Annotated in this window: 18 protein-coding genes; 7 read left to right on the forward strand and 11 right to left on the reverse strand. The window is 44.6% G+C overall.

Going from position 1 to position 21,314, the window contains the following annotated elements:
• Positions 1-52: 52 nt before the first annotated feature.
• A complete protein-coding gene (locus ACX6CI_RS18045) occupies positions 53-1,078 on the reverse strand; it encodes a DctP family TRAP transporter solute-binding subunit (RefSeq protein ID WP_458775051.1) in 1,026 nt (341 codons plus the stop codon).
• A 366-nt stretch (positions 1,079-1,444) separates the two neighbouring features.
• On the opposite strand from ACX6CI_RS18045, the gene ACX6CI_RS18050 reads away from it, so the two are divergent.
• Complete coding sequence (locus ACX6CI_RS18050; protein ID WP_458775052.1) at positions 1,445-3,580, forward strand: bacteriohemerythrin; 2,136 nt, start codon at positions 1,445-1,447, stop codon at positions 3,578-3,580.
• A 79-nt stretch (positions 3,581-3,659) separates the two neighbouring features.
• On the opposite strand, the gene ACX6CI_RS18055 is transcribed toward ACX6CI_RS18050, so the two are convergent.
• The 4 genes from ACX6CI_RS18055 to ACX6CI_RS18070 form a co-directional block, all read right to left on the reverse strand.
• A complete protein-coding gene (locus ACX6CI_RS18055; protein WP_458775053.1) occupies positions 3,660-4,619 on the reverse strand; it encodes an NADPH:quinone reductase in 960 nt (319 codons plus the stop codon).
• A 31-nt stretch (positions 4,620-4,650) separates the two neighbouring features.
• A complete protein-coding gene (plsY, locus tag ACX6CI_RS18060; protein ID WP_458775054.1) occupies positions 4,651-5,250 on the reverse strand; it encodes a glycerol-3-phosphate 1-O-acyltransferase PlsY in 600 nt (199 codons plus the stop codon).
• Positions 5,251-5,430: 180 nt separating this feature from the next.
• Positions 5,431-5,931: a universal stress protein gene (locus ACX6CI_RS18065; protein WP_458775055.1), complete on the reverse strand. Its 501-nt coding sequence runs from the start codon at positions 5,929-5,931 to the stop codon at positions 5,431-5,433.
• 330 nt (positions 5,932-6,261) lie between these two features.
• Positions 6,262-8,844 (reverse strand): TRAP transporter permease, encoded by a 2,583-nt coding sequence (locus ACX6CI_RS18070; RefSeq protein WP_458775056.1) that lies wholly within the window; start codon positions 8,842-8,844, stop codon positions 6,262-6,264.
• A 509-nt stretch (positions 8,845-9,353) separates the two neighbouring features.
• Here ACX6CI_RS18070 and def point away from each other — a divergent pair.
• From def to ACX6CI_RS18090, 4 genes are read left to right on the forward strand one after another with little or no spacing between them, the layout of a single operon-like run.
• Positions 9,354-9,860 (forward strand): peptide deformylase, encoded by a 507-nt coding sequence (gene def, locus ACX6CI_RS18075; RefSeq protein ID WP_458775057.1) that lies wholly within the window; start codon positions 9,354-9,356, stop codon positions 9,858-9,860.
• A gap of 11 nt (positions 9,861-9,871) precedes the next feature.
• On the forward strand, positions 9,872-10,816 hold the full coding sequence (gene fmt / locus ACX6CI_RS18080; protein ID WP_458775058.1) for a methionyl-tRNA formyltransferase: 945 nt from the start codon (positions 9,872-9,874) through the stop codon (positions 10,814-10,816).
• Positions 10,817-10,851: 35 nt separating this feature from the next.
• Entirely contained in the window at positions 10,852-12,027 is a 1,176-nt protein-coding gene (gene larC, locus ACX6CI_RS18085) for a nickel pincer cofactor biosynthesis protein LarC (RefSeq protein WP_458775059.1), read from the forward strand.
• On the forward strand, positions 12,024-12,473 hold the full coding sequence (locus tag ACX6CI_RS18090) for a phosphatidylglycerophosphatase A family protein (RefSeq protein ID WP_458775060.1): 450 nt from the start codon (positions 12,024-12,026) through the stop codon (positions 12,471-12,473). The genes larC and ACX6CI_RS18090 overlap by 4 nt, the downstream gene beginning before the upstream one ends.
• Before the next feature lie 350 nt (positions 12,474-12,823).
• Here ACX6CI_RS18090 and cydB read toward each other — a convergent pair whose 3' ends face one another.
• The 5 genes from cydB to ACX6CI_RS18115 form a co-directional block, all read right to left on the reverse strand.
• Positions 12,824-13,957, reverse strand: coding sequence for a cytochrome d ubiquinol oxidase subunit II (gene cydB / locus ACX6CI_RS18095; protein ID WP_458775061.1), 1,134 nt, complete (start codon positions 13,955-13,957; stop codon positions 12,824-12,826).
• Between the two features lies 1 nt (position 13,958).
• Positions 13,959-15,491: a cytochrome ubiquinol oxidase subunit I gene (locus tag ACX6CI_RS18100; RefSeq protein ID WP_458775062.1), complete on the reverse strand. Its 1,533-nt coding sequence runs from the start codon at positions 15,489-15,491 to the stop codon at positions 13,959-13,961.
• A 17-nt stretch (positions 15,492-15,508) separates the two neighbouring features.
• On the reverse strand, positions 15,509-15,736 hold the full coding sequence (locus ACX6CI_RS18105; RefSeq protein ID WP_458778485.1) for a DUF4492 domain-containing protein: 228 nt from the start codon (positions 15,734-15,736) through the stop codon (positions 15,509-15,511).
• Positions 15,737-16,045: 309 nt separating this feature from the next.
• Positions 16,046-16,384 carry a P-II family nitrogen regulator gene (locus ACX6CI_RS18110; protein ID WP_458775063.1) on the reverse strand — a complete coding sequence of 113 codons (339 nt, stop codon included), beginning with the start codon at positions 16,382-16,384 and terminating at the stop codon, positions 16,046-16,048.
• Between the two features lie 16 nt (positions 16,385-16,400).
• Positions 16,401-17,738: an ammonium transporter gene (locus tag ACX6CI_RS18115; protein ID WP_458775064.1), complete on the reverse strand. Its 1,338-nt coding sequence runs from the start codon at positions 17,736-17,738 to the stop codon at positions 16,401-16,403.
• Positions 17,739-18,335: 597 nt separating this feature from the next.
• On the opposite strand from ACX6CI_RS18115, the gene ACX6CI_RS18120 reads away from it, so the two are divergent.
• Positions 18,336-18,722: a hypothetical protein gene (locus ACX6CI_RS18120; RefSeq protein ID WP_458775065.1), complete on the forward strand. Its 387-nt coding sequence runs from the start codon at positions 18,336-18,338 to the stop codon at positions 18,720-18,722.
• A gap of 65 nt (positions 18,723-18,787) precedes the next feature.
• Here the strand turns inward: ACX6CI_RS18120 and ACX6CI_RS18125 are convergent, their stop codons facing one another.
• A complete protein-coding gene (locus ACX6CI_RS18125) occupies positions 18,788-20,221 on the reverse strand; it encodes a hypothetical protein (protein ID WP_458775066.1) in 1,434 nt (477 codons plus the stop codon).
• Here ACX6CI_RS18125 and ACX6CI_RS18130 point away from each other — a divergent pair.
• Entirely contained in the window at positions 20,198-21,298 is a 1,101-nt protein-coding gene (locus tag ACX6CI_RS18130; protein ID WP_458775067.1) for a glycosyltransferase family 4 protein, read from the forward strand. The two genes, ACX6CI_RS18125 and ACX6CI_RS18130, sit on opposite strands and share 24 nt — an antisense overlap.
• Positions 21,299-21,314: the final 16 nt, after the last annotated feature.

The following is a 21,314-nucleotide window of genomic DNA, read 5'->3' on the forward strand; positions in this document are numbered from 1 at the left end:
GCAGCGAAACAATTGAGACGTTATCGGGAAGCAACGCTTCCCGATAAAAAAATTAACGTGATCCTTCTATGGCTGCAGCAGCCTTCTTCACCAGATCTGCACCAATAACATCCGTCCACTTCTCATAAACAGCAGTGGTTTTAGCCCTGAATACTTCCCGGTCTTCCTGGCTTAGCTCAACTACTTCCATGCCATTTGAGCGAAGGGTCTCAAGGGCACTTAAATCTGGCGGAATAAGCCCTTTACGAACAACTGCACGCTGTGCGGTGGCCGCCTCAATTGCAGCCTGCTTGATGATCTCCTGATCTTCAGGGGTAAAGCTTGCCATAACCTTATTATTTACGGTGAGCATGAGTGGATCAATCACATAGCGCCAGATGGTCGCATGATTGTGGAACTGCCAGATTTTAACCGGGATTTCAATAGCGACCACTGGATTTTCCTGTCCGTCAACAACACCTTGCTGGAAGGCTACCTGGGCGTCTCCCCAGTTCATATTCACAGGATTTCCACCAAGGGCCTTCATGGTTTCGATAAAGATAGGTGTACCAACAACGCGGATTTTCATACCCTCAAGGTCAGCAGGAGTCTTGATAGCCCTTTTTGAATTGGTTATCTCTCTAAATCCATTTTCACCCCAGGCAAGAACCGTTACACCCTTTTTACTGAGCATATCAGTCAATTCCTGACCAACCTCACCACCGGTTACAGCATCGAGCGCCTTATAGTCCGGGAAAAAAAATGGAAGGTTAAAAAGATTAAGAGGCTTTATAGTCGTAGACCAGTTAATGGTCGAGGCAAAACAGAAATCAGCAACCCCTTGGCGGTGCAGGAGAAATTCATTGGTCTGCTTTCCAGCCATGAGAGCAGAAGAGGTATACACCTTAATATTTATTCTACCTTCGGTACGCTCACGAACAAGGTCAGCAAAAGCAGTGGCACCAGCACCCCATGGCAATTTTGGTCCAACCACCACACTCATTTTATACTCTTTTTTATACTTGCCACCAGCAAGCGCGAGTCCTGGAACAAGACACAGGCATACTAAAACTGTCAACAGCATAGAACGAATTTTCATACATCCTCCCCATAGATAAAATTTGAATACATTCCACTACCAACCTAACCCAGAAAATCATCGATAAAATAAAGAGAAACAGAGAATTTGGATTAGAAACTTAAGACCCGAGCATAATAGAGTATATGGTCTGTTCGGTCAACCAGTTCTAAAACCGGACTTCAAAATCAATTCTTATCTGTTTTTTACCGAACATTTAGCCGTCCGTTATCTGTAATAAATCGGTTAGTTCCACACTATTGTCTAAAAAAAACACCCTGAAATTTGATTTTTCATATCCTGCGAAGATATACTACATTTGTAGGTCAAATCCATTGTATCATTCCGCTGACAACTGTATTTAAAAATATAAATGAAGGGGCACTTATGAGTTGGAAAAATCTATCGATCAACACTAAACTAGGTATTGGTTTTGGCCTTATCCTCATCTTCCTTGCTGTAATAGGCGGCTTTAGCTGGTATGGTTTTCACACCTTCTCCGGAGAAGTCCAGCAGGAACAAAAATACCTCGTCGTCATGGAAGAGATGGCTACCCGTGAGGTTGATCACCTCGATTGGCGTGCTTCCATTGCAAAACTCTTCATTGATGACAAGCAAACCAGCCTCACAACCCAGGACGATCACACCAAATGTGGGCTGGGAAAATGGTTATACGGTGAGGGACGCAAACAGGCGGTAAGTGACATTCCAGAAATTGCCGCTATGGTAAAGGATATAGAAGAACCTCACGCACGACTCCATGCAAGTGTCACAGAGATGAAGAACATCATATCTCAACATAGTGGCGACCGAGAGGCCTTCCTGGCCCCTGTAAGAGAAGTCTACATTACAAAAACAGAAACTGAGCTTAATATTGTTCGAGAAAAGCTCGCTACAATTGCCTCAACCGTTAAAGAAGAAGTAAACTCGATAGAACACTATATCATTGAGCTTTCCGGAAAAATGCAACAGATGATCATTATCCTCTTTGCGGTCTCCCTTTTTATTGGAATTGCTCTTAGTCTTATCATTAGCCGTATGATTGTCACAATTCTCAATCAGGCCGTTTCCTTTTCTCAAAATATGGCAGACGGAGACTTCTCGAAAAAACTTAATCTTCATCGCAGTGATGAATTTGGCGTACTTGCCCGTTCCTTGGACGAAATGTCCACGAAAATAGGTGAGATTATCGGCAATATGAGTGATGAGGTAGTGACACTCTCATCCACATCAAATGAACTGTCCGAGATATCCCAAAATATGACAGCCGGGGCAGAACAGGTTGCCAGCCACTCCACCAGTGTTGCCGCAGCAACAGAAGAAATGAGCTCTAACATGAATACCGTGGCAGCCGCAAGTGAGCAGGCGTCTACCAACGTAAACATAGTTGCCACCGCCTCTGAGGAAGTATCCTCGTCCATCGATGTCGTCGCCGGTAAGACCAAGGAAGCCAGAGAAATTACCCATGATGCGGTTAATCTTGCGGGTAGTTCCCAGGAAAAAGTAGATGCACTAGGAAATGCCGCGGATGAAATTAGCAAGGTAACTGAGGTTATCACTGAGATCTCAGAACAAACCAACCTCCTGGCCCTCAATGCAACCATTGAAGCTGCAAGGGCAGGTGAGGCTGGAAAGGGTTTTGCCGTTGTTGCCAACGAGATCAAGGAACTTGCCCGCCAGACAGCCGCCGCTACCGGCGAAATTCGTGCCAAGATAGAATCTATACAATATTCCACCGGAGAGACTGTAACTGAAATTCGCCAGATTACTGAGGTCATCAATAAGGTTGACACCATCGTTGCTGATATTGCTATTTCAGTTGAAGAGCAAAGTGCAACTACATCTGAGATTTCCGAGAATGTACTCCAGGCAGCACAGGGAATTGGAGAAGTCAACGAGAACGTCGCACAAAGCTCCGCAGTCGCAGATAGTGTAGCCCGGGACATTTCTGATGTCAGCCAATCAGCCACCGAGCTCGCTCAAAACGGCAGTGAGGTTGAAGATAGCTCCAAAGAACTCCAGACTGTTGCCAATCGACTCCAGGATATGATCCTGCAGTTTAAGATTGATGAATCAAACCGGAAAAGAACATCAAGCCAATCAATGTCATCCATTGCAGACCTTATACCCTGGGGACCAAAACTCATGATTGGTGTTAAGAGGGTTGATGACCAGCATAAAGTGCTCGTTAAAATGATCAATGATCTGCATAAGGCGATGAAAACCAGGCAGGGTCAACCAGCGCTTGAGAAAATCATGGGTGAACTTGTTGATTACACTGTTATGCATTTTGGGATGGAAGAGAAACTATTTGCCAAATATGGATATGAGGAAGAGACCCAGCACAAGGCTGTTCACAAAAGGCTTGTGAGCCAGGTCGTTGATTATCAGAAAAAGCTGGCCTCAGGCGATCCGACTATTTCCATTGACCTGATGAAGTTCTTAAAAACCTGGTTAACAGATCACATCAAAGGAACAGACACCAAATATGTACCATTTATGAAAGAAAACGGTATCAACTAAATCCTCAATCCATAACACCTCCCTGCTTAGGTAAGGCGGAGAGGTGTTATCCTTAACAGAACATACAGCACGACGAAAACTATGGAAGCAGCACTATCTTACCACCATTTCCGTCCTTCATAACGAGTTCATGGGCCAAAGGTGCCTCAACCAGAGGAAGTTCCCGGCTGATTGCAGGAGATAAGATTCCCGCCACCATGGCCTCTGCCAAACCGTTATGGGTTTGCACCAGTTCGTCCTTTGTCGCATGAGCGAGAGCGAGCCCTCTGATATCCGTTTCTTTTCCCATGGTTGCTCTTGGGTCAATCTCAATTCGACCACGGCTGCCGATAATAATAACTCTTCCGTCTGGTGCGAGTAGATTCAAGTCCATTTCAAGGTTTTTATTGGCAAGCATCTCAAGGATTATATCAAAACCGACTCCACCAGTTGCCTTAAGTAGTTCCTTGTCATAGTCTCTCTTGTTGTGATTAAATGGTGTGGCTCCAAGAGCTTTTATTATGGAACATCCCTCATCGGAACCGGCAGTGCCAAAGACAGTGAGTCCTGCACCCTTAGCCAGCTGTACCGCAGCCTGACCTACAGAACCGCTGGCACCATGAATGAGTAAACGTTCTCCCTCTTTTGCTTTTCCCCGGATAAATAATCCACGCCAGGCAGTTGCAGCAGGAACACCTAAGGCTGTTCCTTGAGAAAAGGAAAGTGACTCCGGCAGGGCAAATACTGTATCCACATGGCATACAGAGTTTTCAGCATAGGCACCACTTACTGTGGCAGCACTATATACCCTGTCTCCAACCTTCCAGGAACCCACGCCAGGGCCACAGGCTTCTATGGTTCCGGCGACATTCCCCCCAGGGGTATATGGTAAACTTGGCAGTACTGGGTAAGTTCCTGCTCGAATATAGGTCTCAACAGGATTAACACCAATGGCTTTGACCGCTATTACCACCTCACCTTCACCTGGTTCCAACAAATCACGGTCAACAACCGTTAACACTTCCGGGCCACCAAATGCTTTAACAACAATAGCTTTCATAGCTGCTACCTCCAAATATATAGGATCTACGCTACTCTTTTACCTTCTTCCAGCTCTTCTCCTGGCCTTTTAGTAACCTACCAATATTCTCGTGGTGTTTAATCCAGATAAGTATTGCCACAGAGATAGCGGCAATGATTGTAGTTTTTGACGCGCCTAAAATATAGAGCCACAGTGGAATAAGGCCGGATGCCAGAAGGGATCCCACAGAAACAAATCCACTCAGGGCAACAGAAGTAAGAAACACCAGCAGACTAATACCAATGGCAGCAGGCGATAAATAGAGAAAAACCCCAAGCCCTGTGGCCACACCCTTTCCACCACGAAACTTAAGATAAACAGGAAACATGTGTCCTACAACCGCCATAACCCCGGTACAGGCAACTATAAGTTCTTTACTCTCACTCTCTGGAAGAAATTGAGCGGCGAGTACCATGGGCACTATACTCTTCAAACCGTCACAGATAAGGGTGAGAAAACCGAGTTTTTTCCCTAGAACTCGACTCACATTCGTGGCACCAATGTTCTTACTCCCTTCATTGCGGACATCGGCACCAACCAGTTTACCGATCACAAGACCAAAAGGGATTGACCCAAGTAAATACCCAAGTACAGGAAACAATATTTGCATAGTCTATTTTCCAATAGGTTAAATTTATAGTGATATATTTTAAAAACCTCAAAACAACTACCGTACTCTTCATACAATAACAACAATCAATAGCCACCATCAAAGACAAAAAGGCTGTTGAATGAATTGTCCATCCAACAGCCCCGAATTTGTATCTACGAATTAAATAGCCACCGGGAATTAATCTCCCTTGGCCCTCTGTTTTTCAAAACGTCTTCGAAGGCGTTCAGCTATCTTTCCACCCCTGTATGAAACGACTGTAACAGGGCATTTACGAAACATTCTCTCAGCCACAGAACCAGTGAAAATATGCTTGATGTCCTTATTTTTTACACCCATAACAACCGTATCGATATCACGATCCACCACCAGCTTCAGTAGCTCATGGGTGGGTTCCCCAAGACAAAAGGTATAGGTCACCTTGTCATCGGGTAAGGTGAGTTCTTTCAATAAGATATCCAGCTCAGCAAGACGTTCTTTTTTTATGGTTTCAACATAGTGCTCAACATCAACCTTATAACCATAGGAAGTGATCTTATCCACCGCTTCAAGGTCCCGCTCATTTATAATATTAGCAACAATCAGTTCTGCGCCACTACAGGCGGCCAAATCTGCAGCATAGTTTAAAATTCCTCGCGAGTAATCTGAAAAAGCTATGGGTACTAGTATTTTCTTTACCATGGACTGCTCTCCAGTATATTGTTCATACCGCCTAAATCTTGCATAGGCAATTTTAGAAAAATTTTATTAATGTAAAAACAAAAGCTTACAACACAACAGTTCCATCCATAACTCATATATTTATGAGTGTTATTTCCCTCAATATTACTACCTTCGGGATGAACAATTTCACCGAATCTGCATTGTTACCGGAGCATTGAAGTATATTTATACGTCTGCAACTCCGGTGCCTCGCATATCCGGTAAACTTGTCAATTACAAGATTTTGGTACCACTTAAATTCTAACAAAAACGGTCAGGTCTCTGTACGTTGACCTGACCACGATTTTTTTAAGCCGTTGCTGCCGTGAGTTTTGCTGCACGCCCTTTTTGTAAACGCCAGATAAATGCCAGTAAAAGAAGGGCAGGAATAAACATCAACTGTTTATTAGGTCGATCTGTAGGCATCTGAATACTAAGGATTTCCTGATCAAAGTCTATCTTCGCCTTTTCTGCAGGACTACCAAAGCCAACAATATCAACGATAACTTTTCCATCTTCATCCTTGGTCTCAATACCAAGACCGCTCAACTTCTCAACACCTGTTGCCTCATCACCCACGTTAAGCATGACCGTCATCTTGTACTCATCTCCGTTCATTTTTTCGCCTTTTAGTTTTAAGCGTAACTGGGAGCCGGGATCAAGCGTATCAAGCACTTGTACAAGTTCAGTAGGAGCTTTTTCAGTCAGAGGTGGATAAAATTTATCCCAGAAGTAGCCGGGACGAAAGAGTGTAAAGGCAATGGCCAGCAGTGCGATAGTTTCCCACCAGCGTGATTTTGTCACAAACCAACCCTGGGTAGCGGCGGCAAAGACCAGCATAGCAATAACAGCACCTATTACCACGATAGCCATATGGAACCAGTTTTCAACACCAATCATCAACAGTTCGTTGTTGAAAATAAAGATAAACGGCAGGATTGCCGTACGGATATCATAGGTAAATCCCTGAATACCGGTACGGATGGGATCTCCTCCAGAGATCCCGGCAGCCGCAAAGGCCGCGAGTCCTACTGGCGGAGTATCATCGGCCAGAATTCCAAAGTAGAAGACAAATAGATGTACTGCGATAAGTGGCACGATCAATCCATTCTGTGCACCAAGGCTCACAATAACTGGAGCCATCAAGGTCGATACAACAATGTAATTTGCAGTGGTGGGTAGTCCCATTCCAAGAATAAGACTGATGACTGCTGTAAATACAAGAATCAGCATCAGATTTCCGCCGGAGATAAACTCTACAAATTCGGTCATAACCAGACCAATTCCGGTGAGAGTCACAGTTCCAACAACAATACCGGCTGCCGCTGTCGCAACACCAATACCGATCATATTACGGCCACCTGAGACCATTCCAAGTATCAATTCGTTCCAACCCCTGGAAAAACTATACTCATCCCCCTGAATCTTTCTAATAAACCCTTTAAGAGGATGCTGGGTTAATACGATGACCATGAGCAGCACAGTCGCCCAGAATGCAGACAGGGCTGGTGATAGTCTCTCGACTACCAGACACCACATAAGTACAACAATAGGAAGCAGGTAGTAATAACCGGCCTGGGCGGTGGGTCCAAGAGCAGGTAATTCCTTGATTTCTGTGGTCACATCAAGATCAGGCACCTTACAGGCAATATAAATAAGTGCCAGATAAGAGACCATAAGCAGAACACAGATGATCCAGATAGCTGCATCGCCAGCCAGGGTTTTGATCCAGCCAAGACCGTAATAGGTGCCAGCACCAATAACAATGAGGCCTAGAATAACGGAAACAAAGGTGAGCAGTGATTGCGCCAGCGTTTTAGTGGTCCTTTTAGGAAGCCCCTTCAGATCCATCTTACAGGCTTCAAGGTGCACGATATACACGAGAGCAATGTATGAAATAATAGCAGGGAGAAAGGCGTGCTTAATAACTTCGATATACGATATACCTACATATTCAACCATCAAAAAGGCTGCAGCGCCCATAACAGGAGGAGTCAACTGACCGTTGGTCGAGGAAGCAACTTCAACGGCCCCCGCCTTTTCCGCTGAAAACCCAACCTTTTTCATAAGGGGGATAGTAAACGTCCCCGTTGTTACAACATTTGCAATGGAAGAACCTGAAACAAGGCCTGTCATAGCAGAAGAAACAACGGCTGCTTTTGCAGGCCCACCCCGCAAATGACCAAGACCCGCAAAAGCCGTCCTGATGAAATAGTTGCCGGCACCCGCTGCTTCAAGCAGCGAACCAAAGAGAACAAACATAAAGACCATTCCGGTGGATACCCCCAAGGCCACACCATACACACCTTCTGTCGTCAGCCAGTAGTGCGACATCCCTTTCACAAGGCTTGCTCCCTTATGAGCAATAACTTCAGGCATATGTGGTCCTGCAAAGGTATAGATAATGAACACTGCGGCAACAACCATAAGCGGAGGTCCAAGAGCTCTTCTGGTAGCCTCAAGCAAAAAGATAAGCCCCGCCACAGAGACAACAAGGTCCATCGTTGTCGGCTGTCCTGGTCTGTCAGAAAGCTGGTTATAAAACATGAAAATATATGCAGCACAAAAAGCAGCCACAAAAGCTATTATCCAATCCTGATAGGGTATATGCCTTCGTGGAGATGTTTTAAACGTTGGAAAGGCCGTGTAGGCCAGGAAAACTGCAAATGCAAGGTGGATCGAACGGGCTTCAGTATCGTTGATCACAAAGAAATTCAGCATGAATGGTAGCGGTGAAGCGTACCACAGCTGAAAAATTGTCCAGATAAGAGGTACAAAAAAGAGGACATTTCTGGAAATAGTCCCCTTTGGATTACGACCACCGGTGTCAATCTCCGCAACGAGATCTTCCACCCTATCATCCGGTACCGGATTTTCTGTAGCTTTTGTCATATCAACGTATTCTCCTGTAAATCTTGAACCATTTCGACGGACAGCCCTCTAACCCTATAAAGATCAGCCCAAAGACTTTCCGACCTCAATTCTGACTATATTTGGTAAAACTAAAGAGAAAAAAAATCTTTCCAGCCTATTTTTAGAATCCGGCACCCGGCATTTGAAAATCCGTAACCTTACGACTCTATGGTGACACAGGAAGGTGGAAAAATGGAATTTATTACCCTTGCATACTCACACACAACCCCCTTATAAGTCAAGGCAATTCAGCCTTTGGCGAGCATTAGCACATTAAACAAAATCAAACAAAAATGTAATAAACACCCATCAACTCTGTTGCGTTTTTTACCAGTCCCTTCAATCGGGGAGTAATATCGAGCTATTAACAAGAGCGACAAAAGTGCTTATTCTTCTAGGCGTAGCGGAATTAAATCTACTGTGGTACATTGTTCTGGCTTTTAGCACCAATTATCAACCTACTACAAGTGAGTTAAGACACTAATACAATGAGTATTTTAAAAATATATCAGTATCCTGAACAAGTCCTGAGAAAAGAAACAAAAAAGATCACTGTTTTTGATGAAAACCTCGCCAAACTTGTGGCAGACATGGGTGAAACCATGTATGACGCCCCAGGCATAGGCCTTGCGGCGCCTCAAATAGGAGAATCCCTTAAGCTAATAGTTGTTGATACCACTAAAGATCCTGAAGGTGAAAAAGAATTCATGGCCATGGTCAACCCTGAAATCATCAACCATGAAGGGGCACAGGTGGATGAAGAGGGCTGTCTCAGTGTTCCTGAACTAACAGCCAATGTGGATCGTTATAAACAAATCACAGTTCACTATCAGGATCTTGAAGGAAAATCCCACGAACTTACAACGGAAGATCGTTTTGCTGTTGTCCTCCAACATGAGATTGATCATTTAAACGGCATACTCTTTCTCGATCACCTCAGCACCTTGAAGCGAAGCCTGTACAAGAAGAAAGTTAAAAAGTGGCTAAAACAGTAAGAGGAGCACAAATGTCGACGCAACCGCTACGCATTATCTTCATGGGTACACCTGAATTTGCAGCAGCAACCTTACAAGCACTCATTGATGGACCTGATGACGTGGTTGCAGTTGTTACTCAACCTGACAGAGCAAAAGGACGTGGAAAGAAACTCGCCCCGCCCCCTACGAAGGTTATAGCCGAAAATGCAGACATTCCAGTCCTGCAGCCCACTAAGATTAAAACCGAAGAGTTCCGAAACGGTCTGCTTACCTACCAGCCGGATCTCTTTGTTGTTGCAGCCTACGGAAGAATTCTACCCACATCGATCCTGGAACTTGCCCCCATGGGCTGCATTAACGTCCATGGCTCCCTACTCCCTAAATATCGGGGTGCTGCTCCAATCCAGTGGTCAGTAATCAACCGAGACGAAGAAGTCGGGGTCACTATCATCCAGATGGATGAGGGTATGGATACCGGTGATATCCTTGTTACTAGCGCAATTTCACCCGCTCAGGACGAGACATCCGGTTCTCTTTTTGTAAAACTTGCAAAACTTGGCAGCGATACCTTATTAAAAGCTGTCAAAGGGCTGAAAGAAGGCACCGTCATCTCAAAACCACAGAATCATGACCTTGCCACCCACGCCCCGATGTTCAAAAAAGATGACGGCTGTATTGACTGGAATAAAGACGCAGGGGAAATTGAAGGTCTTATACGGGGATTAGACCCATGGCCCACCGCTTTCTGTTTCTTAGATGGAAAACGACTGCGCATTTTTAGCCCTGAGGAAGTCCATAAGGATGCAGATGAAGTGCCTGGCACCGTCATTCAGGCTGACAAACGGGGTATCTTAGTTGCCTGCGGCAACAACTGCCTCCTCATTCGTGAAATACAACCAGAGGGTAAAAAGCGCATGACTGTAGAGGCGTATCTCTGTGGCTGTGAGCTTGCACCCGGCACGGAACTCTTTTAAGCTAGTCTTTAGAACATATCCATTCACAGCATTTTATGAAGAATACAACAGCCTATCTGGACTGTTTCTCCGGCATCAGTGGGGACATGCTTCTTGGCGCTCTCATCCACTGCGGTCTTGACCAGAACTATCTCCGCCTGGAGCTGTCGAAGTTACAACTACCAGGTTTGGAATTTTCAGCAGCTGACCATAAAGACTGTTCAATCAGCGGCTGCAAGGTCACTATCGACCAGACCAAACGTCAGGATCTGCGGACACTGCCCACCATAAGCGCGCTTCTTGCAAAGAGCGGACTCAACCAGAAGATTGTTAATCGTTCCCTGCATATTTTTGATCTACTCGGCAGAGCTGAAGCCAGGGTCCACGGCATCGAACTTGAAAAGGTTCACTTCCATGAAGTAGGGGCTCTTGACACCATCGTCGACATAGTTGGTGCTGTCATTGGTTTCGATTACCTCGGCATAGAAAAAATAGTCTGCTCTCCACTTCCAAGCGGACACGGTTTTGTGGAATGTGATCATGGCAGACTACCCCTGCCAGCTCCTGCGGTATGTGAACTGCTTCAGGGGATTCCAACCTATGGGATTGATCTCGACCAGGAACTCGTAACTCCAACCGGCGCCGCCCTTGCTACAGGTCTTGCTGATTCTTTTGGTCCACTTCCACCCATGACTGTTGAAAAAACCGGTTATGGAGCTGGAAGCCAGCAACTCAAAAATGGACAGCCAAACCTTCTCCGCCTCATCATTGGAAAGGAGCAGCAGGTGGAAGAGAAACAGGAGGTTGAAGTCATTGAAACCAACCTTGATGACTGGCGCAGTGAGGGTTTTCCTTATCTTTGCGATCTTCTGTTTCAGCGAGGCGCATTAGATGTAACACTCACTCCGATTCAGATGAAAAAGGGACGCCCCGGTTATACCCTACAGGTTATTACTACTCCCGCCTTTCGCCCCCAGGTCCAGGAAACAATTTTTAACGAAACCTCTGCCATAGGACTTCGTTTCAGAACTGAATCGAGACGCACTTTAGGCCGAAAACAGATTTTTGTTGAGACAGAATGGGGAAAGATTCTCGCCAAAGAGGTCACCGGAACAGACAGAATTACGATTTACCCTGAATACGAAGAATGCCGGAAAATAGCTGAAAAATTTAAGGTGTCACTTCAGGAAGTGTACCACGCCGTTCAAACATATAAGGATGTACACAGATGAACCATCTTATCATGGCAATTGCCACAGGGCTCTACGCCGGTAAAATGAAAAAAGCGCCAGGCACTTGGGGCTCTCTTGCAGCCTTTATACCATGGTTTTTCATTAAGGATTTACCAATGGGAAGCTACCTGCTCGTGCTTGTAGCTGTATTTATTCTCGGATTTTTCGTTTCAGGCTCCGCCGAAAAAATCCTCGACAGCCCTGATGCTGGCTGTATCGTCATCGACGAAATACTCGGGATGTTTATTACACTCTTTGCAGCTCCAGCACACCCAGCCGCCTGGCTGCTTGGTTTTGTACTTTTTAGGATTTTCGATATCTTCAAACCCTTCCCAGTATCATGGTTTGACCAGCGTATCCATGGTGGAATAGGTATCATGATGGATGATGTCATTGCCGGCATCTACGCTCTTATCTCCCTCCAACTTATCTGGCTTCTCTTCTGATCAGATCATCTTGAACAAAGATTGCTCACAGAACATCTTAACCAGCCAAGTTTAAATAAAAAAGCCCCCTGTCTTCTTTGCGAGAAGACAGGGGGCTTTTTAGTGCCTTTCTCCTAAAGACCTGTCATAAAAAAACAGGAAACCTGGAGATTATATTTTAATTAAGGGCTTTAATTGACCCACAAGGCACCTATACCCCCTTGTGGGGTGTACGCTATAACTCTTAACTTACATTACAGTAAGTCTGTTTTTTCCAAAACAACAACTGAGAGTTTATAGGTGGCAACAATTACTACGACCCAACCTATGAGCAACACTGCGTTCATCATAACAACACCTCATTACAGTTATTAATACGCTTTTTTATCAGCTAGATCATTAGCATCAATCTTTCTAAAATCCATCACTCGCCAAACATAGACAATGTATCCAAGAACAAAAGGGATAACCAAAGCCACATAGGTCATGGCGGTGAGAGTGTAGTGACTCGATGATGCATTGTAGATGGTCAGACTTGATTGCAGATCAACTTTTGATGGATAGAATGCGGTGCCGTTGAAAGCTGCAGTGAACAAAATAGCAAGCCCCACCAGAACTGTTCCAAGACCACCAAACCAGATACCACTGGTTCCATTACCAAGACCGGTTCTCGTCACTCCAATAATTACCAAAACCAAACCTACCAGCAACAGACCAAGAACAATCGGCATAGCAAGCAAATTGCCAATGTACTTATTAGCAACCATAGAGACAACACCATCTGCATCGGTACCATAACCATCCATGAAGACGAGGGCTCCAACGATATAGAGCAAGAACGGCAGGGAGCAGAGAAAGCTTTGCAGACATGCCTTTCTTAGACGTACTTCCAACTCAGGAACACCATCAAAATTAATGTTGTTTACAAGGTACATGGCACCCAGCGTCCTGGCGTTAAAAACCAGAAATAATCCCATGGAAAGATTAAAGAAGGAAAAGGCTGCTTCGACACCACGTAGTTCAGAGGTCCAGGTCACATTGTTGTACTCATTAAGAGTAAAGTTAGAACCTGTAAAAAATGTACCGATTGCAGCACCAATTAAAAGGACACCAACGGATCCATTTATGAAGAGAAACAGTTCGTAGGTCTTCTCACCTAGAAAATTGTTCGGCTTCTTGCGGTATTCATAACTTACTGCCTGAACGATAAAGGTGAAGAGGATGAGCATCCACACCCAGTAGGCACCACCAAAACTTGTGGCATAAAAGAGTGGAAAAGCTGCAAACAGTGCCCCACCAAAAAGAACCAGTGTTGTGAAGGTCAGCTCCCACTTACGCCCAAGAGAGTTAATGACCAGTGATTTTTCTGTTTCACTTTTCGCAACCTGCCAAAGGAGGGTCTGCCCCCCTTGAACAAAGTTAAGAAAGAGAAAAAGAGATCCTACCAGCGAGCAGATAATCCACCAGATCTGCTGCAGTATAGTTATATCGAGATTACCGATCATGTTAGACGCCCTCCGGACCAATTGAGATTTGTTTCAGCATAATCTTCACCTCTGCAATCATCAAAATTGTAAAGAGTGCCAGGAAGATGAAAAAAGTTGTAGCCACATGTCCCGCTGCAATATTGGTGGTTGCCATCTTCACAGGGAGCATATCCTGAATGGCCCAAGGCTGACGACCAACCTCAGCCACAACCCAACCAAACTCAGAGGCGAGTAGCATTCCAAAAAAAGAGAGAAAGCCCAAAGACTGTAGCCACTTCTGATCAGTAAGCGTATCTTTTAAGGTTGAGCGGAGCAGGAGCAGCATCAGAAGTAAAATAGCAGACCCTGCATACACCATATAATGGAAGGAATAGTAGGTTGAAGCAACCGGAGGTACAATCTCTTCGGGGCTGTCCATATATCCAAAACCCATATACGGCTGATTCTCAGTAAAACGGGCCAGAGATTCGGCCTTAGCGGTCTCGTCTCCGTCAGCTATTGCTGCCTTGTATGCAGCAAGATCTGCTATGGCAAGTTTACCTTTTGCAATCTTCTCTGAAGCAGGCATAATCCCTTCTGCTTCATTTCCATATACGAGGTCTTTAATACCCGGTACAAAGGCGTTCAACTCACGCTTAGCCAGAAGCGACAAACCCTTAGGGATAGCAATCTCAAAAGAAAACGGTTCCTGACCATCACCTAGTTTCTTACCGGGAGTCAGCATACCTAAAGCAACTATATCAGCACCCTTAGAGCCCTCATAGAGCCCCTCATAGGCAGCCATCTTCATTGGCTGAACGTGACCGTTGGCATAGGCAGACTCATCACCGGTCACAGCAGTTGCAATACCTGCAATCAGACCAAAAACAGAAGCCACCGCAATGGATTTTTTTGCCATATCAACATGTCGTCCTTTAAGCAGATACCAGCAGGAGACGGTGATGACAAAACAAGATCCAACAACAAAGCTTGAAGTGGTGGTGTGGGTGAACTTTGCAACCGCCACCGGGGAGAAGATAACCTCCCATATATTCTGCATTTCAAAACGTGCTGATTCTGGATTAAATGCCATTCCCACGGGAAACTGCATCCAGCCGTTGGCCACAAGAATCCAGAGTGCGGAAAGATTTGAGCCGATTGCAACCATCCAGGTGGAGAACAGGTGGAATCCTTTGGACGCACGCTCCCAACCAAAAAACATTACGGCAAAAAATGTTGCCTCAAGGAAAAACGCGACGATTCCCTCAATAGCAAGGGGTGCGCCGAAGATGTCACCAACCATCCAGGAATAGTTGGACCAGTTGGTTCCAAACTCAAATTCCATTATAATTCCGGTTGCAACCCCAATGGCAAAGTTAACTCCAAAGAGAGTCATCCAGAATTTTGTTAGATTCTTCCATTCCTGCTTCCCTGTGCGTACATAAATCGTTTCAAAAAACGCACACAGAAACGACAGCCCCAAGGTAATCGGGACAAACAGCCAGTGATACATCGCGGTCAGAGTAAACTGTGCCCTCGCCCAGTTTACTGTGGCCAGATCTATTTCACCCATTACAACATCCTCCCTATTTAATTATTTTCTACCGATCCCGTCAGCTGTTCGATGACATGGTCGGCCCTTTGTTGATCAGTTGAAAAATTTGTTTTCAGATAATTTGGAAAAAAGAATATTTTCAATACAGCAAACATTACAAACAGTTTTATCAAAATAATTTTCCACAGCGTCTTACCAACGGTCATTCGCTTAAAACCGTCACGGTAAAACCTGAAGACGCGTAACGGATAATTCACTACCATGACAACTACCTCTATAATGGTGAATGTGAAGATCAGTAATTGAGGTACTACAATTATACCCATCTCTATGACTCAGTATACACCTTGCCCTCATCTATTCAAACAAAGTGTTAAAATACTTAAAGCTTATATCAATTGTCAAGAATAATTATCATTAACAGTGACACTTTTAACATAAAAAAACCTCCTTTCACACATTGCATGTGATAGGAGGTTTTTTTACTACGAACAACACTTTTCGGAACTACTCAGACCTGTCCTGGCAAAAACAGGGTTACATCTCTGCTCCGAAAAGCTGGAGGGGACTCTTTAAATTGCTTCTTCACCTCTTTCACCGGTTCTTACTCTCATAACATCCTCAACCGGGAGAACAAATATTTTACCATCACCAATTTTTTCAGAGTTAGCAGCTTCTCGTACGGCTTCAACAACCTTTTCAACCTGATCAGCCGCAAGGACCAACTCAATCTTGAGCTTTGGATTAAAGTCTACATTGTACTCTGCGCCTCTATACATCTCCTTGTGGCCCTTCTGTCTTCCGTAACCTTTTACCTCTGAGACAGTCATACCCGTTATTCCAATTTCGGTTAAAGCCTCTTTCACCGCTTCAAGTTTGAACGGCTTTATAATCGCTTCTATTTTCTTCACAGTTATTTCTCCTGTATCAATCTTTAGTAAATTCCGGATATGCAGCTAGACCACATTCAGCGACATCTACACCTTCAAGCTCTTCTTCTTCGCTTACACGAATTCCCATAACTGCCTTCAGGATTAACCACATGACAAAGCTTGTTCCAAATACCCATGCGAAGATCACTACAATTCCAATTAACTGTGCAACCAGAGACCCATCAGGGTTAGTGAAAGCTACTGCTATAAGTCCCCAGATACCACACACACCGTGAACAGAGATAGCACCGACCGGATCATCAATTTTAAGCTTATCAATTGTCACAATTGCAAAGACTACAAGTACACCGGCAACAGCACCTACCAGGGTCGCTACAAGCGGGCTAGGGGTAAGTGGTTCTGCGGTTATCGCTACAAGGCCTGCAAGAGCGCCATTTAAAACCATTGTCAAATCAGCCTTACCAAACCAAAGCTGCGAGAGGAGAAGTGCGGCCACAAGACCACCAGCCGCTGCGGTGTTTGTGTTTACGAAGATCATTGATACCGCATTGGCTTCTTCAATATTACTAATTTTTAGCTCTGATCCGCCATTAAACCCAAACCATCCGAGCCAAAGGATAAAAGTACCAAGTGTTGCAAGGGGCAGGTTAGAACCTGGTATCGCTTTTATTTTACCACCTGAGTATTTTCCAGATCGTGCACCGAGCAGCAGAACTCCAGCAAGGGCTGCTGCCGCACCACAGAGATGAACAACACCAGAACCTGCAAAGTCTAGAAAACCAAGGGCATCAAGAAAACCTCCGCCCCACTTCCAATATCCCTGAACCGGGTAGATAAAACCGGTCATAACTACTGCAAAGGCAAGGAATGCCCATAATTTCATACGTTCTGCGACAGCACCTGAAACAATTGACATGGCGGTGGCCACAAATACAACCTGAAAGAAAAAGTCGGACATATTAGAGTAGTATGTTTCACCACCACTCTTTAAGACCTCATCCACAGTGTTGTCTGCACCAAGCAAGAAGCTCAGGCCCGGTATAAAACTGCTTATGGCATCGCCGTACATGATGTTGTAACCAACAACCATATACATAAGACAGGCGATAGAATAGAGAGCAACGTTTTTAGTTAAAATCTCAACGGTATTTTTACTACGGACAAGACCTGCTTCAAGCATTGAAAATCCTGCTGCCATCCACATAACCAGCGCACCGGACATCAAAAAGTAAAATGTATCTATTGAATAGGCTAACTGAATCACAGTGTCGCCAACACTTGCTTCTTCTGCTATGGCCGGAACGGCTACAGCGGAGGCACCTATAAAAGCGGCCATCCCCCAATACTTTCTGTACTTCGTTTTTTCGTTCACTGTAATCCTCCTGTAAGATTATGTCTGCACTCTGCACAAGCAAAGCTGTTAAAAAAGTAGCTACGAAAACGCTCTTGCCCCTCTTATTACAAGTCTGATGCCAGACTTAAAAAAAGAGATTTTTTCGCTAACTAATCAACAACTTACAATGAACACCTCTACCAAACCGAAACCAACCAAAAACTTTTACTTACATTTTTGTTAATGTTTTTATATTTTTTATTACTTTTTTGTAGTTTTTGTTTTAGTTCTACCTTTCTTTCCAACAAATCTAACTCTTCTGTTTGACGCAGACGTAGATTGTACGCTATCATCTGATAACGCTTGTGATAACAATTGTGACAACGAAGGAGTTATTAGTGCCTTACTCCTGAAAGCCTGTCATAAAAAACAGGTAGCGTAGACTCCGAGAAACTAAGGAGTAGAATTTGAAATCGTAAGTTTAGTCTTACCACCAGATAGTGAACGTAGTAAGACCTTCGAGACACTTATCCCGTTCATCGGGGTTAGAATGACATCATACAATAATGCTCTTCACATAAATCTCAGAACATAAACACCTGATTCGATATAATTTCAGACCTAAAAAGGACTACTATGATACGGGACCTCGCCCTTGCCGCAAAATCGTCTTGCAGTAAAGAAGACCAGGAGACACTGGTTCAACTTGTACTTCAGTTAAAAAATTTCTCAGAACTTGTCACCAAACAGGGAATACTGGCACTTGAAAATGAATTAACGGCCATAAAAGACCCTTTTCTCAACTTAGGTGTACAACTTATTATAGACAGGGTGGAACCTGAAAATATCAAGGACATCTTAGACTCAGACATCTACTACAATGAATCTAACGGAAGAGAATTACTTAAAAAAGTGATCATCAGAGAAGGGTTACTACGCATACAGGCGGGGGACTCTCCAAGAAATGTACTCATATGTACAAAAATATTTCTTGGCAAAGTTAAGAGCTCACTGTTTCGTTAATTACAACTGGCCGAATTGTAATGAATTGACAGGTAGCAGACAAGCAGGCCAGGGCAACCTGCCTGCTATGTTAACCTTCTATACAGGTACTGTGCTGCACACTCAGCCCCATTGGCGTTCACCCCATAGTCTACCCTTGCCGGTCCACGTAACAACTCCTGCAGCAGACCGTGTAACTGTTCAACAGTGACCTCTTCTTCAGACACTCCAACCATTGGACTACTCAGCTGTTTCTGAAGACAAGCCAGGTGCTCCTGTTGCTCCTGATCCATCATTTCACGTAGAATTACAATTGCAGGAATACTTGTATAGAGTACATCCACAAGACTGTTATAGCCGCCATAAATAACTGCACTCCGGGCCCGAATTAACTCCCTGCCATAGTCACCGGAAGGTGGTTTCAAATGACAATGCTTCAAACCTGAAAAAATAGTGCTCACGTCGTCCTGACCTGCACCCTCAACACCTGCTATAAACAGACACCAGTCACCATACTCAGCACCAATAATTCGCAAAGCGGCTGACAGTACTTCCAAAAAAGCAACGGTTTTTGCCCCAATCCATGGGACAGACACAACCCCTGCCCAGCGCTGGTCTTCCTCAGCGTGATGCGCACCATTGTGATCTATATACTCACCAAGCCGTGCGACATATCCCGTCTCAAAGGGATCAACACCGTACTGCTGCCTAAGACTGAGACAGTGCCCACGACCAAGAATAGCAGTATCACCATACCAGAGTAGTCCTGAATAGGATTTTTTAAAAATCTCTCCAGTCACCGTCTCCTTTGCCTGTGGAACACCCCCCACAACCCCCCGCACCCCAAGTATCCACTGACAGTTGGCCCCAGTAACATCAAGGGCACGCAGCAGCTCCCTGTGTTTACCCTGGGGAGTGTGATCAACAAGCACCAGATGCGGATTATACAGTTCCACCGTGTGGGCAAGCTCCAGGCTTCTGATTTCCCCTAGTTCCTTATCAGAAAACATAGAGTTTCCATGCACTCCAATGGACGTACCGTCCACAACCTCTGTTTTATATGATGGTAATTTCAACCAGTCCAGAGGAACATTGCCAAGGAGTTCTCCTGTAAAATTTGACCCGGAAATAAAGAGGATTTTGAGTTGAGGATAGAGGCGTCTTACAGCCATACCAATAGCAAGACTACGACTTACATGGCCAAGGCCCCTGCCATCATGGGCATATATAAGTATATCCAGGCGCAATACTCTTCCTCCCTCTTTTAGTGTATTATGTATTTTCGTGTTTTCGTGTTTTCGTATTATGATCGATTCATAATGGTGTGAAACTTCCTCACCCATATAAAAAATCCATGCAAAACCTATAGATATTTGGTTTCTTTTGGCAATACAATCAGTTTCACTATCGCCTCTGTTTTTTACAACAGACCAGCTATTCCAACTGACCATGCTGAGCCAGACAGACACATTGCCCCTATGAAGATAGCCTATTACATGCCATTTAAAGCAATGGGCCATTCCAACCCATCAGGTGATCTGATAATCGGAACGGAGCTTTTTAACCATTTACAAGATCATGGGCACGACATCACACTTGCAAGCAAGCTTCGCTGTCGCTGGATTTACTACCATCCACTCAAACTCATACAACTCTACAGAGAAAAAAGAAGAGTACAAAGAGACCTGCAACAATCTTTACCCAATCTTTGGTTAAGTTACCACTCCTACTACAAGGCCCCCGACCTCCTGGGGCCATACTGCTCAAAAAAGCTCAACATCCCCTATGTTATATTCCAGGGAATCTACTCCACCAAGAGGCGTAAGAAACTATCCACCCTGCCCGGTTTTCTACTTAACAGAAGGAGTCTTCTCCAGTCTGATCATATTTTCACAAATAAACGCCGTGACTACAAGAACCTCTTAAGAATAATCCCTGAAAAAAAGCTGAGCTACATCGCCCCTGGTATTCAACCAAGTGATTTTTGTTTCTCTGAAAAAGACAGGACCACCTTACGCTCAAACTGGGATGCATCCAAAGAAGTTATTATTATGACGGCTGCAATGATGAGAAAGGGTGTGAAAACAGATGGAATATCAATTGTCATACACTCTTGTGCAAGCCTGCTTAAAAAAGGCCACAATATTAGACTCATCATTGCAGGCGACGGGGAATGCAGAAATGAACTTGAAATAGAAGCAGCTGGGCTCCTCAAGGGGAAATACACATTTGTTGGAAAAATACGAAGGGACGAACTGCATAAGTATTACAGCGCTGCAGATATTTTTGCCTTTCCAGGAATTGATGAATCCCTTGGAATGGTATATCTCGAGGCCCAGTCATGCAGGCTTCCGGTGGTCGCCTATGAAGACTGGGGAGCACAAGAAGCAATACGCCACGGAGAAACCGGCCTTTTATCAGCGGCTTCAAAACGTGAAATATTTTCTGACAATATTGAACAGCTCATTTCAAACCCTAAGCTACGAGATACACTGGGCAGGAACGGAGAACAACACATCCGCTCCAACCACAACCTCGCCACGAACTACGCTCTGCTCCAGGAAAAGCTCATAACCATTTCAAACAAGAGAAACTAATCCTTTGGATTTTACA

It is taken from the genome of Desulforhopalus glucosivorans, assembly GCF_054397165.1.

Excerpts from the sequence above, each read along its gene's own strand:
- def (WP_458775057.1), top strand. The coding sequence starts at position 9,354 with ATGAGTATTTTAAAAATATATCAGTATCCTGAACAAGTCCTGAGAAAA.
- larC (WP_458775059.1), top strand. The coding sequence starts at position 10,852 with ATGAAGAATACAACAGCCTATCTGGACTGTTTCTCCGGCATCAGTGGG.
- fmt (WP_458775058.1), top strand. The coding sequence starts at position 9,872 with ATGTCGACGCAACCGCTACGCATTATCTTCATGGGTACACCTGAATTT.
- cydB (WP_458775061.1), bottom strand. The coding sequence starts at position 13,957 with ATGATCGGTAATCTCGATATAACTATACTGCAGCAGATCTGGTGGATT.
- ACX6CI_RS18130 (WP_458775067.1), top strand. The coding sequence starts at position 20,198 with ATGCCATTTAAAGCAATGGGCCATTCCAACCCATCAGGTGATCTGATA.
- ACX6CI_RS18125 (WP_458775066.1), bottom strand. The coding sequence starts at position 20,221 with ATGGCCCATTGCTTTAAATGGCATGTAATAGGCTATCTTCATAGGGGC.
- ACX6CI_RS18050 (WP_458775052.1), top strand. The coding sequence starts at position 1,445 with ATGAGTTGGAAAAATCTATCGATCAACACTAAACTAGGTATTGGTTTT.
- ACX6CI_RS18120 (WP_458775065.1), top strand. The coding sequence starts at position 18,336 with ATGATACGGGACCTCGCCCTTGCCGCAAAATCGTCTTGCAGTAAAGAA.
- ACX6CI_RS18065 (WP_458775055.1), bottom strand. The coding sequence starts at position 5,931 with ATGGTAAAGAAAATACTAGTACCCATAGCTTTTTCAGATTACTCGCGA.
- plsY (WP_458775054.1), bottom strand. The coding sequence starts at position 5,250 with ATGCAAATATTGTTTCCTGTACTTGGGTATTTACTTGGGTCAATCCCT.
- ACX6CI_RS18105 (WP_458778485.1), bottom strand. The coding sequence starts at position 15,736 with ATGGTAGTGAATTATCCGTTACGCGTCTTCAGGTTTTACCGTGACGGT.
- ACX6CI_RS18090 (WP_458775060.1), top strand. The coding sequence starts at position 12,024 with ATGAACCATCTTATCATGGCAATTGCCACAGGGCTCTACGCCGGTAAA.
- ACX6CI_RS18070 (WP_458775056.1), bottom strand. The coding sequence starts at position 8,844 with ATGACAAAAGCTACAGAAAATCCGGTACCGGATGATAGGGTGGAAGAT.
- ACX6CI_RS18100 (WP_458775062.1), bottom strand. The coding sequence starts at position 15,491 with ATGGGTGAAATAGATCTGGCCACAGTAAACTGGGCGAGGGCACAGTTT.
- ACX6CI_RS18045 (WP_458775051.1), bottom strand. The coding sequence starts at position 1,078 with ATGAAAATTCGTTCTATGCTGTTGACAGTTTTAGTATGCCTGTGTCTT.
- ACX6CI_RS18055 (WP_458775053.1), bottom strand. The coding sequence starts at position 4,619 with ATGAAAGCTATTGTTGTTAAAGCATTTGGTGGCCCGGAAGTGTTAACG.